Source organism: Pirellulales bacterium (genome assembly GCA_035546535.1).
Classification (GTDB): domain Bacteria; phylum Planctomycetota; class Planctomycetia; order Pirellulales; family JACPPG01; genus JACPPG01.
Genome location: DASZWQ010000114.1, coordinates 15,389 through 32,148, shown reverse-complemented (window position 1 = coordinate 32,148; position 16,760 = coordinate 15,389). Strand labels below are relative to the sequence as shown.

9 protein-coding genes are annotated in these 16,760 nt (G+C 63.0%); 4 read left to right on the top strand and 5 right to left on the bottom strand.

All coding sequences use genetic code 11. The features are described from left to right. Positions 1–35 precede the first annotated feature (35 nt). Positions 36–2,057 (bottom strand): biotin/lipoyl-binding protein, encoded by a 2,022-nt coding sequence (locus tag VHD36_14540; GenBank protein HVU88535.1) that lies wholly within the window; start codon positions 2,055–2,057, stop codon positions 36–38. A gap of 265 nt (positions 2,058–2,322) precedes the next feature. On the opposite strand from VHD36_14540, the gene VHD36_14535 reads away from it, so the two are divergent. The 3 genes from VHD36_14535 to VHD36_14525 all read left to right on the top strand — a co-directional run bounded on the left by VHD36_14535 (position 2,323) and on the right by VHD36_14525 (position 6,519). Continuing rightward, the gene (locus tag VHD36_14535; protein ID HVU88534.1) at positions 2,323–5,109 is read left to right on the top strand and encodes a TolC family protein; all 2,787 of its coding nucleotides are present in this window, start codon (positions 2,323–2,325) and stop codon (positions 5,107–5,109) included. Positions 5,110–5,349: 240 nt separating this feature from the next. Continuing rightward, positions 5,350–6,210: an MqnA/MqnD/SBP family protein gene (locus VHD36_14530; GenBank protein ID HVU88533.1), complete on the top strand. Its 861-nt coding sequence runs from the start codon at positions 5,350–5,352 to the stop codon at positions 6,208–6,210. Positions 6,211–6,261: 51 nt separating this feature from the next. Beyond that, a complete protein-coding gene (locus VHD36_14525; protein HVU88532.1) occupies positions 6,262–6,519 on the top strand; it encodes a hypothetical protein in 258 nt (85 codons plus the stop codon). Between the two features lie 572 nt (positions 6,520–7,091). Here VHD36_14525 and VHD36_14520 read toward each other — a convergent pair. Further along, positions 7,092–7,274 (bottom strand): hypothetical protein, encoded by a 183-nt coding sequence (locus tag VHD36_14520; protein ID HVU88531.1) that lies wholly within the window; start codon positions 7,272–7,274, stop codon positions 7,092–7,094. 334 nt (positions 7,275–7,608) lie between these two features. Further along, positions 7,609–8,187 carry a thioredoxin family protein gene (locus VHD36_14515; GenBank protein HVU88530.1) on the bottom strand — a complete coding sequence of 193 codons (579 nt, stop codon included), beginning with the start codon at positions 8,185–8,187 and terminating at the stop codon, positions 7,609–7,611. A 253-nt stretch (positions 8,188–8,440) separates the two neighbouring features. On the opposite strand from VHD36_14515, the gene VHD36_14510 reads away from it, so the two are divergent. Beyond that, complete coding sequence (locus tag VHD36_14510) at positions 8,441–10,573, top strand: hypothetical protein (GenBank protein HVU88529.1); 2,133 nt, start codon at positions 8,441–8,443, stop codon at positions 10,571–10,573. Between the two features lie 107 nt (positions 10,574–10,680). Here the strand turns inward: VHD36_14510 and VHD36_14505 are convergent, their stop codons facing one another. Continuing rightward, a complete protein-coding gene (locus tag VHD36_14505; protein ID HVU88528.1) occupies positions 10,681–12,174 on the bottom strand; it encodes a glutamate synthase subunit beta in 1,494 nt (497 codons plus the stop codon). After that, the gene (gltB, locus tag VHD36_14500; GenBank protein HVU88527.1) at positions 12,167–16,756 is read right to left on the bottom strand and encodes a glutamate synthase large subunit; all 4,590 of its coding nucleotides are present in this window, start codon (positions 16,754–16,756) and stop codon (positions 12,167–12,169) included. Before gltB ends, VHD36_14505 begins: the two co-directional genes overlap by 8 nt. Positions 16,757–16,760 lie beyond the last annotated feature (4 nt).

Here is a 16,760-nt window from a genome sequence, read left to right as displayed (position 1 = left end):
CACCCGAGACGGTCCTAAGGTTTTCAAACAAATGGTTAGAAAAACAATCGCGTCCGCGCCGCATCCCATAGGTCGTGTAACCAGACGAACCCTAGTGATCGCCGTCCGCAGTGAATTTTTGCCACCACGCTGGCCCCCGGTCGCGGCCGCTGCAGGACCTCGCTATCGACCTTGGCCGTGATCAGAACCTGCGGTCCGGCGTTCTCCAGCACGTCGGTATTCAGGGCGACGTCGGCAAGCTCCGCCTGGCACTCGTGATCGGGATCCATCGCTAGCAAAAACGATACCGGCAGCGGCAGGTCCGATTGGCCCCGCGCCTCGAGCACGTGGCCGATGCGATCATCGTCCACGCGCAGGTCGAGTTCCCACGGCCCCGCCGGGTCGCCGATCGATAGCAGCATCTGCCCACGCTCGATGGGTCGCGAGGCGAGCACTTGCGCGACGTCCCAGGTGAGCACCTGGCCGGCGATGGGGCTGCGTACCGTTAGTTCCGCTTGCTGCTGGTCCAGCAGCGCGAGCTGTTCTTGCAAGCTCGCGAGTTGCTCTTTGACTTCTTCTTCGTCGGCAGTGCGCTGGCGATATTGTTCGCGGGCCTCGGCCGAGGACGCGTTCCCCGCGAAGCGCATGGCCTGCAGGCTCGACAACTTCTTGCGCGCCGTTTGCAGCTCGCCCAACACGCGGGTGCGTTCCAGCTCCAGTTGCGGGCGCCGCAGTACGAGCAGTTCCTGCCCTTCGCGTACGGCGTCGCCGTGCGCTACGAGGATTTCCGAGATTACGCCGTCGACCGGCGCAAAGACGTCGCGGCGCACCGCGGGCACCAACTCTCCGCGTCCTTCGACGGTGAAGTCGACCTGCACCCACGCCAGCGTCGCCACGGCGGCGGCGATTGCGGCCAAGGCCAAGAGAGTCTTGGGTAATTGTCGGCCGCGCACCAGCCGTCGCGATTGGCCCAGCCCACGCCACAGGCGGGCGAAGGGAATCGCTTCGTATTCCAGGGCGTTTGCCAGCGCGGTCGCCCCCTGCGCGGCCACGGCGAGCGGCAGCGCTTGCGCCTGCCCGGCGTCATCGTGTGGCTTGAAGTATTCGCATACCAGTGCGCCGATGGGCCGTGCCTCGCGCGGATGATCGTCATCCGTGACCGGCTCGCGCAACGGAATAACGGCCAATTGCCGGGCGTGCGATTCGTCGAGATAAGCCTGCAATACGCGCTCGATTTGCGGCGGCAGCTCGGCAACGTCCGCCGGGTACCACAGCGGTTCATCGATCGCGACCGCCGCGCTAGTGAGCGCTTCGAGGGCCCGCACGCTGGCCGCGCGGCGATTCAGCGTGTCGACGCCCGAGACCGCGAGCAAGCGTGCCTTCCGCCCGCGCATGAGCGCCACGCTCGCGCGGTCGCAGCCGATGATCGACCGACCATCGTTGGCCAGGGCATAGGCCACGCGGCGCGAATCGAGAGTGGCGTGGACCGATTGCGTGAAGTTGTCGAACTGCCCGCGCGACGTGGCGTGCTCGCGCAACTCATGGAATTGCCGCTGCCGAACGTAGTCGGCGGCCACCTCGCAAACGGCCGACAGGAATCGCAGGTAGCCGTCGGCGGCCGCGGGCGCTTCGGTCGGACGCTGCGAGATTTCCAGGATGGCCGTCGTTCGTCCATCCGCAACGACCGGCGAGAGCAACAATAGCTGCGCCGACGGGTTATCGGTCGCCGCCTCGGTGGCCGGGCCGCTGCAAGGAGGGAGCGAAAGCGCCAATTGCGTTTCGGCGACGTGCTCGATGAGCCGCGCGTGCCTGTGCGCTGACTCGGCCGGTCCCTGCCAAGGCGCTTCTTCCGAACCAATCTGGCACTCGAGCACGAAACGCCCGTCGGTGCGCTGTAGCCAGACGGCGCCGCCCGAGGCAGCGAGCGCCTGGACGCTGCGATTGAGCAGTTGCCGCCAGAATTCGCGCGGGGCCAGACGGCCATGCACCAGATCGACAATCTCGTCGACGAGATCGTCGAGATGTTGCCAGGTCGACGCAGCGGTCGCGAATTCCGTCGGCAGCGGGTCTGCTGTCATTCTTCCCAGTATATCGCCGCACCCCCAGAGTCACGCTGCTAGCGAGGCCTGGGGCGGGAGGCCTGGCCAATATCGCGGCGAACTTTCCGGTTATGTGGAAAAAAGAGTTTGGGAAAAGTCTGCGGGCGCCGATCTATATGCCCAATGGCCTAGGGCCGCGCGATGCCCGCGCTGCGCTTGCGCCACGGTCAAAGCAGTCAGCAGATATACGCAGCCGCCGCCAGGCGGGTTGTGGGCAGCACCTATCCTTTTGGCGACCAACGTCTTGGAAACGAAACGCCGCTACGGCCGAAGCGACGGGCCGGCGCATTCGCCTGATGGCGATGCACCGCTGGCCTTGCTGCGCCGCGCCGTTGCCGCCCGGGTGTTCCTTGCCAACATGCTTTGGACCGCGATCGTCCTGGCAGCTAGCACTGGCTGCCTGATGCGAACGCCTCTGCCGGTGGCCGATCCCTCGGTGCAGCAAGCCGCGCACTACAAGAACGTGGCCCTGGAGATGGAGTACCCGAACGAGCCGGTGCCCGAGCGCAAGGACGATTTTTCATCTTTCGCGCCACACGTCATCCGGGAAGGACCGCCGCAGTACTGGGACCTGACGCTGGAGGAGGCTCTGAAACTGGCGATGGTCAATTCGCCGGTGCTGCGCGATTTGGGCGGGCAGGTGCTCGTAAATCCGCAAATCGTGCGCACGGTGCAGGGGCCAGCGATCACTGAAACCGATCCCAACTACGGTGTCGAAGCCGCGCTATCGCAGTTCGATGCCGACCTGTCGGCGACGGGCAATTGGCAAAACAACCATCGCGCGCTCAACAACGAGTTCTTCGGCGGCGGCACGCGCCTGTTCCAACAGGATTTGAATCAGTACCAGATTCAGCTCGCCAAACGCGCCGCGACCGGCGGCCAGTACTTCTTGCGGCAGAACACGGTCTACGACGCCAACAACGCCCCGGCGAACTTGTTCCCGCATTCCTGGGACAATAACATCGAGGCCGAGGTCCGCCAGCCGTTATTGCAAGGCGCCGGCGTCCTCTACAACCGCATCGCCGGTCCCAACGGCACGATCGGCCAGGCCAACGGTGTGCTGATCGCGCGCGTTAATACCGACATCAGCCTGGCCGAGTTCGAGCTGGGCGTGCGCAACCTGATCAGCAACGTCGAGAACGCCTACTGGGACCTCTATTTCGCCTATCGCGACTTGCACGCCAAAATCGTGGCCCGCGACAGCGCCCTGGAAACGTGGCGGCGGATTCATGCTTTGTACGTCACCGGCCGCCGCGGTGGCGAAGCCGACAAGGAAGCGCAGGCCCGCGACCAGTATTATTTCTTCCAGGCCGAGGTCGAAGACGCTCTCACAGGGCGGCTGTTCGACGGTACGCGCACCAACAACGGATCGAGCGGCGGCACGTTCCGCGCCAATCCGGGCGTCTACGTGACCGAGCGCCGGCTGCGATTGACGATGGGTCTGCCACCGAACGATCCACGGCTCATCCGCCCGGCCGAGGAACCGCTGCAAGCTCGGGTCTGTTTCGACTGGGATCAACTCACGCAAGAAGCGCTCAACCGCCGTGCAGAATTGCGCCGGCAGCGTTCGTTCGTCAAACGCCGCGAACTAGAGCTGATCGCGGCCCGCAATTTCCTGTTGCCCCGCTTGGACGCCGAGGGGCTGTACCGGTGGCGCGGCTTCGGCCACAACCTGATCAATTACGGCGACAATCCGCAATTCGACAACGCCGTGCAAACCCTGTTTGGCGGGCAATTCCAGGAATGGCAGTTGGGCGCGCAGTTCGACATGCCGATCGGTTTTCGCCAGGGGCATGCCGCGGTGCGCAACGCGCAGCTGGTGCTGGCCCGCGAGCGTGCCATTTTGCGCGAAATGGAGCTACAGGTCATTCACGATCTAAGCAATGTCGTGGGGGACGTCGATCGCTCCTACATCGTGGCGCAGACGAATTACAATCGCCGCGTGGCGGCAGCGCAGCAAATGGCCGCGGTGCAGGCCGCTTTCGAGGCCGACACGGCATCGCTTTTGGACCTGGTCGAATCGCAGCGCCGCCTGGCCGACGCCGACAGCCGGTACGCGCGCTCGATGGTCGAGTACACGCTGGCCGTAAAGAATGTGATGTTCGAGAGCAATACATTGCTCGAGAACAACGGCATCAATATGGCGGAAGGGCCCTGGCCGCATAAGGCCTATCACGACGCCCAGCGTCGCGACGAAAATCGCTCGCGGCCAACTCGTTTGAGCTACATCCTGCCGCAAGGCCCCCTCACGGATCGCGGCATGTATCAGCAGTTCCAGCTACCACCGGCGGTCACGACCGAAGGCAAAGCGCTTACGAAGACCCCGCAGGGCACCGCGCCGGGCGAGGTAATTCCGGCGCCGAGTGCCACGCCGGGCGGCGAAACGCGACCGCCGAACAGCCTGCCGTCACCCGGCAGTGCCATGCCCGGCGCCAAGCAGCCCGATATCGAGCTACCGGGCCCCGCGCCGCCGATCCATACGAACGGTCCTGCAATGCCGGCTCCGGCGCCTTCGCCGGGCCAGGAGGGACGCAACACGTTGCGCTCCGGCGCACCGGTGGCGATGGCCAACGAACAAAGTTCGTCCTTGCACGTCATGGGTGCGCCTGGCGCTCCGTCGACGGTGGGGCGAAGCGGGACCGCGCCCATCGGGATGGGACCTGGCGGTTCCGTGCCGGGGCCCGCGCCGCTCGTTTCGGCCGGCATTCCCCCGGGGTCAGGCGTCGTGCGGCCGGCCGTCGCCATGGTGTCCGGTTCGCCGCGGGCGACGACGATGGTGACCGACGTCGGCCGGCCTGACGGGGGCGCCGTCGAACGCGCGGCACTCGCGTCCCCCACTCCGCAGGCGCCCGTGGCGCCAACCGGAACCGTAGTCATTGCCGCCGGTCCAGCGCCGGCCGGAGCGGGTATCCCAGCTGCGACGCCAACGCCCACGAACATGCCGGCAAGCGCGGTCGTGATCTCGGCCGGCGAGCCTGTCACGTTGCCGCCTGCACCGCCGCTGCCATCGGGCGCCGCGCCGCTACGATAAGCTCAGGCGTGCGACGTCACCTGGGTGGCCCTGACGAAGTCCGCGTCTGTTATCGCGGCCGCAAGTTCGCGGTTCCTTCGTTGATGGAATTGCGCGCGAGCGGTGTCAATGGCCCCTTTTTGCCGCTCGCCGTCACGTGCCGCGCGAGCATTGCCGGGCAAATTGACGATGTTCGGCCGGCCTTCTATCATTCAGCGGCACAAACCGCACGAAGCGACCAATTGCCTCGGGAGAAATCGAGTGACGGCGACGAAACACCTGATCCGCGTCGGGCATAGCCCCGATCCGGACGATGCGTTCATGTTCCATGCGCTGGCGAACGACAAGATCGCCACCGGCGAATACGAATTTCGCCACGAATTGGTCGATATCGAAACGCTCAACCGCCGCGCGTTTTCGGGTGAGCTCGAACTGACGGCCGTCAGCCTGCACGGTTACGCGTACCTGACCGATATTTACGCGCTGTGCCCGTGCGGAGCGAGCATGGGGGACAAGTATGGCCCGATGGTGGTCGCCAAAAAGAGGATGTCGCTCGACGAGCTGCGCGGCACGTCGATCGCCGTGCCGGGCACGCTGACGACGGCCTACCTAGCTTTGCGGATGTGCCTGGCCCGTGACTTCGCGCATGTGGTGGTGCCATTCGATCAGATTCTCGACGCGGTCGAGGCTGGCGCGTATCAGGGTAAGCCCGTCGACGCAGGCTTGATTATCCACGAAGGGCAACTCACTTACGGCGAGCGGAAGCTGGACCTGATCGTCGACCTCGGGCAGTGGTGGTTCGAAGAAACCGGTTTGCCGCTGCCGCTGGGCGCTAATGCGATTCGCAAGGATCTGGGCGCCGACGTCATGCGCGACGTCAATCGGCTGCTCAAGGAGAGCATTCGCTACGGACTGGAGCATCGCCAGGAGGCTCTCGACTACGCGCTGCAATACGGTCGCGATCTCGATCGCTCCAAGGCCGACACCTTCGTGGGCATGTACGTGAATGATTGGACGCTCGACTTCGGCCCGCGCGGACGGCAGGCCGTACGCGAGTTATTGGCGCGCGGTCATGCGGCGGGCGTGATTCCGCAAAAAATCAAGCCCGAGTTCATCGACTGAAGCCGCCCGGATGCCGTCGGGCGGCAACCGATCTGTTTCGAGACGCGCGTCATGTCGGACGAAAAGCCACGCGCCTGGCATTCACTGCTGGCCGCCACACTGACGATCGGCCTCTTGGCCGTGGCTTTGGTGATGCTCTACGTCTTGTCGCTGGGAACGATCGGGCTGGCCGTGGTCGTGGGCGGCGGGTTGTTCCTGACCGTGGGCCTCCATTACCTGGTATGGGGATGGTGGCTGGGGCCGGCGATCCACCGCGAGGTGGAAGCGGAAGAGGAGGACGAGAACGAGCGCACGCCGAACCGGCGGTGAAAGCCACGGTTCTGCAGGGTCTCCGAATTGCCAACCATGCCAGCGGGCCGACCGATGGCCGTCGATCGCCAATATTCGTGGTCGAGGGCCGCTGCGGCTACTGTTTCTAAAGCGCTTGTGCATTGCACATCCACACGCAAAACGCGGAAGTCCATTCCTGTCCGGAGGGGGGAAACACATTCATCCACCCGGGGGGTCGGCTCAGCGCCACTTACCCGTGTAACACGGCTCATTTCTTTTCTTGAATCGTGCGACCCGGTTTTCATGCAAAAGGCGACGGATTCGACAGGATTACTAGAAAATATTTGACAGTCCTATAACGGGGGGGTAATTTCCAGCCATCACTGGGTGCCCCCTGTTTCGTAAAGGAGAGACCGCTAATGAGCCTCACAAAGATCTGTCGTCTTCGGCACCTGTCAGCGCTAACTCTCAGTTTTGCGCGGGCCATCGGCCCACAGTATCGCAGCGCTGGCGATTCCAATGGCCCAATCACCGCATCGCCCAGCACTCGCCAGGCACATCGCGCGGTTAAGCTTCCCGACCTGTCGCAGTGCCGCAACTGGACAGAGACGCTAGAAGCCTTGGAGCTTGGGAACAGCTAGCTTGAGCCGCATGGGCTCACTTGGATTCTGCACAATCGCGATGCCGCGCGATGTTGCGAGACGAACACGCATTCGTCGCGCTGCGCGCTTGATCGCGCTCTCGGCGGTCTCAGGCTTGTGCGCGACGCGGGTGGGATCGAAGGTGTACTTCATCAAACCGAGCTAGGTTGCTGCAAACGTCGACTTTAGCGAGGGTCGCTCGACATTCGTCTACGGCGGCGATCGATCTCCACTCCGACTCCATAAGCCAATGGCGCTCAGAAATGGAACCGGAATAAGCAAGATCTCTAACGCGATTCCGGCCTGGGCATCGCTCCTTAAATCAACAAGGCCGTAGGCCAGGGCTACGAGCGCAAACGTCACGAACCCCGACAGTTTGAGCGCGAACTTCGAGGGCCATCCTGCCCAAAGAATAGCGAGCGAGACAAACGAGTTGTCCGTGCCACCCGAGAAGGCTGATCACTCGCCGCCTTTCCAGCTCAGGGAACTACTTGAAGTAGTCCGGCTCGTTGTTCGCCTTCCACTTGATATTGCAGCCGATGCTTGGCTTCTGATCGGCGGCGGGCGCTTTGCCGGCTAGCGTCGCATCGAGCGCGGCACGCAGGTCGTTGCCCGTGACGGGTATGCCGCTATCGGGTCGGCTGGCGTCCATCTGGCCGCGGTAGACGAGCTTCTGCTCACGATCGAAGACGTAGAAGTCCGGCGTGCATGCGGCGCGGTACGCCTTGGCGACGGCCTGCGACTCGTCGAACAAGTACGGGAACGTGTAGCCGCGCAGCTTCGCCTCTTCGGCCATCTTCGCCGGTGCATCATCGGGATGGCTCTTGATGTCGTTCGCGCTAATGCCGACGACGGCCGCTCCCTTGGCCTGATAATCCTTGGCAAGCTGAGCCAGGCCCGCCGCTACGTGCTTGACGTACGGGCAGTGATTGCACATGAAGACGACCAAAAGCGCCGGCTTGCCGGCGAAATCGCTTAGCGAAACCGTCTTGCCATTAGTATCGGGCAGCGAAAATGCCGGGGCTTTCGTGCCCAGCGGCAGCATGGTGCTGGGGGTGAGAACCATTGATGGAACCTCGCGTATTCGGGCTACGGGGCGTGTGGAAAGCTGTCGAAGGTACTGCCCGTGCGCATCGTACCAAACCAGCCTGACAGTGCCAGGGTGGCCCGGAATCCGGGAACTTTCGCACCAGCAAACGCATCAAAGGGCTAGACTTGAGGGCAGTCATGCTCATGGTCTTGGGCCGGGCAGGGGCTTGCTCCGCGCAGCATTGCACGCGCGCGAGCTAGCCGGTATTCAATCGCAAAGGAACATCGAGATGATCGCACGCAGATTGACTCATTGGATGCTTGTCGTGGGGCTGGTTGTCGCCGGTGCCATCGGTGGCGGCGCCGTTTCCGCGCAAGAGAAGCAAGACGACCCGTTGCCGGTCAAGAAAGTCGTCCTCTACAACGCCGGTGTCGGTTTCTTCGAGCGCCGCGCCGAGATCGACGGCAACGCCAAGGTCGATCTGAAGTTCAACGCCGCCGAGATCAACGACTTGCTCAAGAGCATGGTGCTGCAGGACCTGGCCGGCGGAAAGGTCTCGACCGTCACCTATGCCTCGATGGATCCGATCACGAAAACGCTCAAGACGTTTGCCATCGACCTGACGAACAATCCCACGCTGGCCAATTTGCTCGACCAGGTGCGGGGCGAGAAAGTCGAAATCGAAGCCCCCAACCGCGTGACCGGTACGATCCTGGGCGTCGAGACGCGTGAACAGCAAGTGGGCGATCGGGACAAGGTCGTGAAGAGCGAGTTCTTGAACCTGCTGACCGACGCGGGCCTGCGCAGCTTTCCGATGGCGACGATCAGCCGCATCAAGCTGTTGGACGCCAAGCTCGACGGCGAATTGCGCCAGGCGCTAAACGTGCTCGCCCTGGGGCATGCGACTGATAAGAAAACCGTGTCGCTCAGTTTCGAAGGCGCGGGCAAGCGCCCCGTCCGCGTCGGCTACATCCAACAATCGCCCATCTGGCGCACCACGTACCGGCTGGTGCTGTCGGACAAGAAAGCGCCGTTCCTGCAAGGCTGGGCCCTGGTCGAAAACACCACGGAAGAGGACTGGCGCGACGTGAACCTGACGCTGGTCAGCGGTCGGCCAATTTCGTTCGTGATGAATTTGTATCAACCGCTGTACAACAATCGCCCGGTAGTCGAAAGCGAGCTCTTTAGCTCGTTACGGCCGCAAGTCTATGGGCAGGATGTGAACAACAAGCAATGGTTCGCCCTGAGCGACCGCAAAGGCGGCGTACTGCCCGCGCAGGGCAAGCAGGTAGAAAGCTTGGCACTTCGGCGCGGAGTACGGGACGAGCCGCAAGCTCCGGCCGCGGCGCCCGCATCGGCCGAAGCCGACGCAGGTGGCCAGGTCTCACTTGCCGAGGACGGTCGCTTTCAAAACCAGCAATTAAACCTCACCCGCGGCGTCGAGAGCGCGGCCACGGGCGGGGACGTCGGCGAGTTGTTTCAGTACAAGATCGAGTCGCCCGTCACGTTACCTCGCCAGCAGTCGGCCATGCTGCCGATCGCGAACGGGGAGATCAATGGCGAGAAGCTGTCGATCTACAACGCCAACGTGCAGCCGAAACATCCGCTGAACGGCTTCCGGTTGAAGAATTCGACCGACTTGCACCTGATGCAGGGGCCGATCACGGTTTTCGATGACAACACGTACGCCGGTGACGCGCGGATCGAAGACCTGCCGCCGGGGAGCGAGCGGTTGATCAGCTACGCCCTGGATCTGGACGTCGAGGTCGTGCCCGAGACCAAGCCTTCGCCCGAGCATTTGACGAGCGTGAAGATCGCCAAGGGAACGCTGACCACGACTCGCAAGTACGAGCGAACCGTGACATACACCGTAAAGAACTCGGGCAAGAATACCAAGACCGTACTCGTCGAGTATCCGGTCGAGGCGAATTGGAAGCTGGTCGAGCCGAAGGAGCCGACGGAAAAGACCCGCGACGTGTACCGCTTTGCCGTCACGGCCGAGCCCGGCAAGCCGGCGACGCTGAAGATCGTCGAGGAGCAGACGATCTCGCAGCAGTTGGCGCTTTCGAACCTTGATGACAACACGATCGTGTTCTATCAACACTCGCAGGCCGTTTCGGCCGAAGTGAAAAAGGCGCTGGCCGAAGTCGTCAAGCGGAAGCAGCAGATCCAGGAGTTGCTGACGAAGCGGCAAGAGCACGAGCAGACGATTGCCACCGTCTCGCAAGAGCAGGCCAGAATTCGCGAGAACATGACGCGATTGGATCGCAACAACGACCTGTACGCTCGCTACGTGAAGAAATTCAGCGAGCAAGAAGACCAGGTCGAAAAGGCGCACGCCCAGATCGAAGAGCTCAACAAGCAGATCAACGAGCGGCAAAAGTCGCTCGACGAATACCTGCTCGGGCTGGACTTGGGGTAGATCGGTACGTGACAGACAGGCAGCCCGAAGCGCGAGCGAGCGTTTCTGTAGTTCCCTCGCTGGCGCTTCGGGCCGGTATTCGAGCCGATGACGACCGTGGCAGCTATTTACTTCCAGGCAAAATCGCCGGCGTTCACGCTGGGCAGGTAGCTGACGCCCATCAGGTACTTGTCGACGGCCCGGGCCGCTTCGCGACCTTCGTGAATGGCCCACACGACGAGCGATTGGCCGCGGCGGATGTCACCCGCGGCAAAGACGCCATCGACGCTCGACATGTAGTTGGCATCGCACTTGACGTTGCCGCGGCCGTCGAGCGCCAGATCGAGATCCGCGATCGCGCCTTTCTTTTCGGGTCCGAGAAAGCCCATCGCCAGAAGGACTAATTGACACGGCCAGGCTTTGGTCGTTCCGGGAATCTCTTTGAATTGCTGCCGGCCCTGCTCGTCGGCATACCATTCGATTTCGGCCGTCACCAGGTTTTTGACGTTCCCTTTTTCGTCGGCTTGAAATTCCTTGGTGAGGATGCTCCAGTGGCGGTCGCAACCTTCCTTGTGCGAGCTGCTGGTGCGCAACATCATCGTCCAGTAGGGCCACGGCGTGTTCACCGGCCGTTCGGCGGCACGGGGGAAATAGCCAAGATCGGGCGGCTTGGGCAATAGCTCGAACTGCGTGACGCTCTTGGCGCCGTGACGGTTTGAGGTGCCCGTGCAGTCGCTGCCGGTGTCGCCGCCGCCGATGATGATCACGTCCTTGCCCGTGGCCATGATCGAGATTTCTTTGGCAATCGTGTCGCCTTGATTGCGTTTGTTCTGCTGCGGCAGGAACTCCATCGCGAAGTGGATTCCCTGCAGATTACGGCCGGGGATCGGCAGGTCGCGCGGTGCGGTGGCGCCACCGGTGAGCAACAGCGCGTCGTACTCTTCGCGCAGTTGCGCGGTCTCGACATTCACGCCCACGTTGGCATTGCAGCGGAACTCGACCCCTTCGGCCTCCATCTGTTTAATGCGCCGCCAGACCCGGTCTTTCTGCAGCTTGAAATCGGGGATGCCGTACATCAAGAGCCCGCCCGGTCGGTCGGCCCGTTCGAAAACCGTGACGTAATGCCCGGCGCGATTCAATTGCTGCGCGGCGGCCAGTCCAGCGGGCCCGCTGCCGATCACGGCCACGCGTTTGCCGGTGCGCACCTCGGGCGGCTCGGGCGTGATCCAGCCTTCATCGAAGCCGCGGTCGGCGATCGTCATTTCGATCTGCTTGATCGACACCGGGTCTTCGTTGATCCCCAGCACGCATGCCGTCTCGCAGGGCGCGGGACAGACACGTCCGGTGAACTCGGGGAAGTTGTTCGTGGCGTGCAGTCGCGCCAGCGCCTCGCGCCAGCGGTCGCGGTATACGAGGTCGTTCCAGTCGGGAATGATGTTCCCGAGCGGGCAGCCCGTGTGGCAAAACGGCACGCCGCAATCCATGCAGCGCGCACCTTGCCGGCGAATTTCCTCAGGCGGCAACACGCGCAAGAACTCGTTGTAGTGCTTGACGCGCGCCTCGGCCGGCTCTTCGTCGTATTGCCGGCGCCCGAATTGCATAAAGCCGCGGATATCACCCATGCGCCACCTCTTCCAACTCTCCGGCGGCTTTTCCGACCGCGGCCTTCTTCATGCCCGCCAGGGCCCGTTTGTAATCGAGCGGCATAACCTTCACGAACTTCGGTATCAATTGTTCCCAGTTGTCCAGCACGTACTGACCGCGCGTGCTGGCGGTGTAATTCACGTGATTGCGCACGAGGTCTTGCACGACTTTTTGATCCTCGGCGTCGTCGAGCGCTTCGAGCTCGACCATTTCCATGTTCACGAGCGTGGGGAAGACGCCTTCCTCGTCGAGGACGTAGGCCACGCCGCCGCTCATACCGGCCGCGAAGTTGCGTCCCGTCTCGCCCAGGATCACGGCAACCCCGCCGGTCATGTATTCGCAGCCGTGGTCCCCCACGCCTTCGACAACAGCCCGCGCGCCCGAGTTGCGAACGCAGAAACGTTCGCCGGCAATGCCGCGCAAGTAGACCTCGCCACTGGTGGCGCCGTAGAGCACCACGTTGCCGGCGATGATGTTCTTCTCAGCTTCAAACGAACTATCCGCCGGCGGGTAGACGATCACCTTGCCGCCTGACAGACCTTTACCGCAGTAGTCGTTCACTTCGCCTTCGACCCGCACCGTCACGCCCGGCACGCCGAATGCCATGATGCTCTGCCCGGCGCTGCCGTGGAACGTGAGCTGGATCGTATCCTCGGGCAGTCCCTTTGGCCCGTGCGCCCGGGTGATCTCGCTCGAGAGGATCGTGCCGACCGTGCGATTGGTGTTTTGAATCGGCAGGCTGAAGGCCACGGGCGTCTCGTCCTGGATGGCCGGCCGGCACAAGTCCAAGAGCATGGTCATGTCGAGCGACTTGTCCAGCCCGTGATCCTGCGGTTCGGCGCAGTAGGTTTTGACGTTCGGCGGCACTTGCGGCTTGAACAGCACGGTCGAGAAGTCGAGCCCACGCGCCTTCCAATGGCCGATCGCCTGGCGCGTTTCCAGCAAATCGACGCGGCCCACCAGTTCGTCGACGGTGGAAATGCCGAGCGAGGCCATGATCTCGCGCAGCCCTTCGGCCAGCATGAAGAAGAAGTTGACGACGTGCTCGGGCTTGCCGGCGAATTTCTTCCGCAGCTCGACATCCTGGGTGGCGATGCCGACCGGGCAGGTGTTCAAATGACACTTGCGCATCATGATGCAGCCCATCGTGACCAGGGCCGCCGTGGCAATACCCCATTCTTCGGCACCGAGCATGGTGGCGATGGCAACGTCGCGCGGCGTGCGCAACTGTCCATCGGTCTGCACGACGATGCGCCCGCGCAGGTCGTTCTTCACCAGCACCTGATGCGTTTCGGCCAGGCCCAACTCCCAGGGGATGCCGGCGTGCTTGATCGACGTGTAGGGGCTTGCACCCGTTCCGCCGTCGTGGCCGCTGATCAGTACGACGTCGCTCTTGCCCTTGGCGACACCAGCGGCGACGGTGCCGACACCGACTTCGGCCACGAGCTTGACGCTGATCCGCGCGTCGCGATTCGAGTTCTTTAGATCGTGGATCAGCTGCGCCAGGTCTTCGATCGAATAAATATCATGATGCGGCGGGGGCGAGATCAAACCTACGCCCGGCGTGCTGTGCCGGATGCGGGCGATCTCTTTGTCGACCTTGTGCCCGGGCAACTGGCCACCTTCGCCGGGCTTCGCGCCTTGCGCCATCTTGATCTGCAGCTCCTGGGCGCTGACGAGATATTCACTCGTCACGCCGAAGCGGCCGCTGGCGACTTGCTTGATGGCGCTGGAGCGACGGTCGCCGTTGGCGTCGGGGTGGTAGCGAGCGGGGTCCTCGCCGCCTTCGCCGGTATTGCTCTTGGCGCCCAGGCGATTCATGGCGATGGCCAAGGTCTCGTGCGCTTCCTTCGAAATCGAGCCGTACGACATGGCTCCGGTGGCGAAGCGCTTGACGATATTTGCCGCGGGCTCGACCGCGTCGAGCGGGATCGGATGCTCGACTTTCTTGAATTCCAACAGGCCGCGCAGCGTGAGCAACTGCCGCTGCTGATCGTCGATGGCCTGGCAGTATTTGACGAAGTCCTCGCGGCTGTTCAACCGCGTGGCGTGTTGCAGCTTGGCAACCACCTCGGGATTGAACATGTGCGCTTCGCCCTTGCGCCGCCATTGATACTGGCCGCCCACGTCGAGATCGAGGGTCTCGGGCAAGTTGGCGCGCGGGAAAGCGTGCTCGTGTCGGCGGAGCGCCTCTTCGGCAACCGCTTCGAGCCCTATGCCCTGGATGCGACTGGGGGTCCAGGTGAAAAACTCTTCGACGAAGTCGGCGTTGAGGCCGATGGCTTCGAAAATCTGGGCGCCGCGGTAGCTCTGCTGCGTGGAGATGCCCATTTTCGACATCACCTTCAGCAGTCCCTTCACGCCGGCCTTGAGGTACTGCTTGTGCAGTTTTTCGAGCGTATACGAATCGGCGATGTAGCCGTCAGCGTGCAGTTGATCGATCGTGGCCAGGGCCAGCCAGGGGTTCACGGCGCCCGCGCCATAAGCGGTGAGCAAGGCAAAGTGCTGGACTTCGCGCGGCTCACCCGACTCGATGATCAGGCCGCAGCGGGTGCGCGTCTTTTCGCGAATCAGGTGGTGATGAACACCGCTCGTCGCCAAGAGCGCCGGGATCGGCACCCATTCGTGATTCACGCCGCGGTCGGACAGAATCAATAGCGTCACGCCGTCGGCGATGGCGCGCGACGCCTCGCGGCGCAATTCGTCCAGGCGGCGGCGCATGCCCCGCGCTCCTTCTTCGCGCGGGAAGAGGGTCGACAGCGTGCGGCTGCGCAAGCCCGGTTGATTCAGGGCCTTGATCTGCGCCAGCTCTTCGTTCGTGATGATCGGGCGGTCGAGTCGCAGCTTGCGGCACTGCTGGGGCGTTTCGTCGAGCAGGTTTCCTTCCGAGCCGACGGTGGTGATCATCGAAGTGATGATCTCTTCGCGGATCGCATCGAGCGGCGGATTCGTAACCTGGGCAAAGAGCTGCTTGAAATAGTTGTACAAAAGCTGCGGACGGTCGGAGAGAACCGCAAGCGGCGCGTCATTCCCCATCGAGCCGATCGCTTCCTGCCCGTCGGTCGCCATCGGCATCATCAGGATGCGCACGTCCTCCAGCGTGTAGCCGAACGCGCGTTGCAGCTTTACGAGCGGTTCGCTGGGATGGCCGTTCGACTTGTGGCCGTTGGTGCTCTCCACAGCGGGCAAATCGGCCAGGTTGACTTGATTCTGGTTGATCCAGTCGCGGTACGGGTGCTTCGCCGCCAGCGCGTGCTTGATCTCGTCGTCGGCGATGATCCGCCCCTTGACCGTATCGACCAGGAACATGCGACCGGGTCGCAGGCGTCCCTTGGAGACAATGTCGCGCGGCGGAATCTTCAGCACGCCGGCTTCCGAGGCCATGATCACCAGGCCTTGCTTTGTCACGCAGTACCGGCTCGGTCGCAGGCCGTTGCGGTCCAAAACCGCGCCGATCACTTTACCATCGGTAAACGCCATCGACGCCGGACCGTCCCACGGTTCCATCAAGCACGCCTGGTATTCGTAATAAGCCTTCTTGTCGTCGGGCATGCTCTCGTGACCGGCCCACGGCTCGGGGATCAACATCGACATCGCCTGGGGCAGCGACCGCCCCGTCAGCACTAATAGCTCGGCCGCGTTGTCGAACATCGCCGAATCGCTGCCGTCGGGCGTGCAGACGGGGAAAATCTTGCGCAGGTCGTCGCCGTACTTCTTGCTCGCCAGCATGCTCTGGCGGGCGTGCATCCAATTGACGTTGCCGCGCACCGTGTTGATTTCACCGTTGTGCGCGAGATACCGGAACGGTTGCGCCAGGTCCCAGGTCGGGAACGTGTTGGTACTGTACCGCTGATGCACAAGCGCGAGCGCCGAAACGTATCGCTCGTCGGCCAGGTCGCCGTAGAACAACTGCACCTGGTCGGCGAGCATCAGCCCCTTGTACACGATCACGTGCGACGACAGAGTCGGCACGTAGCAGTATTTCTTTTGCGACAAATCACTGGAGCGGATCGACGATTCGAGCTGCTTGCGAATGACGTACAGCTTCCACTCGAACATGTCGGCCGGCGTCCGCGCACCGCGCGCCACGAATACCTGGCGAATGAACGGCTCGACGTCGCGGGCCGTCTGGCCGATATGGGCGTTGTCGATCGGCACATCGCGCCAGCCGAGCAGCTTTTGCCCTTCGGCCTCGATCAGCTCGTCCAGCCGGCGCTGACAGGCCTGTCGCTCGGTGGGATCGGGGGGCAAAAAGACCGTGCCCACGCCGTATTCGCCCGGCGCCGGCAGGTCGATACCCAATTCCTTGCACTTGGCCTTGAAGAAATCGTGCGGAATCTGCGTGAGAATTCCCGCGCCGTCTCCCGTGAGCGGATCGCAGCCGCAGGCGCCGCGATGCGTAAGGTTGACGAGGATTTCCAAGCCCGAACGCACGATTTGATGGCTCTTCTCACCGCGCATATGGACGACGAAACCGACGCCGCAAGCGTCGTGTTCGTGGGCGGGATCGTAGAGCCCTTCGCGAACGGGTAGACCGGCACTTCGCGCTACTGGTGGCATCGCG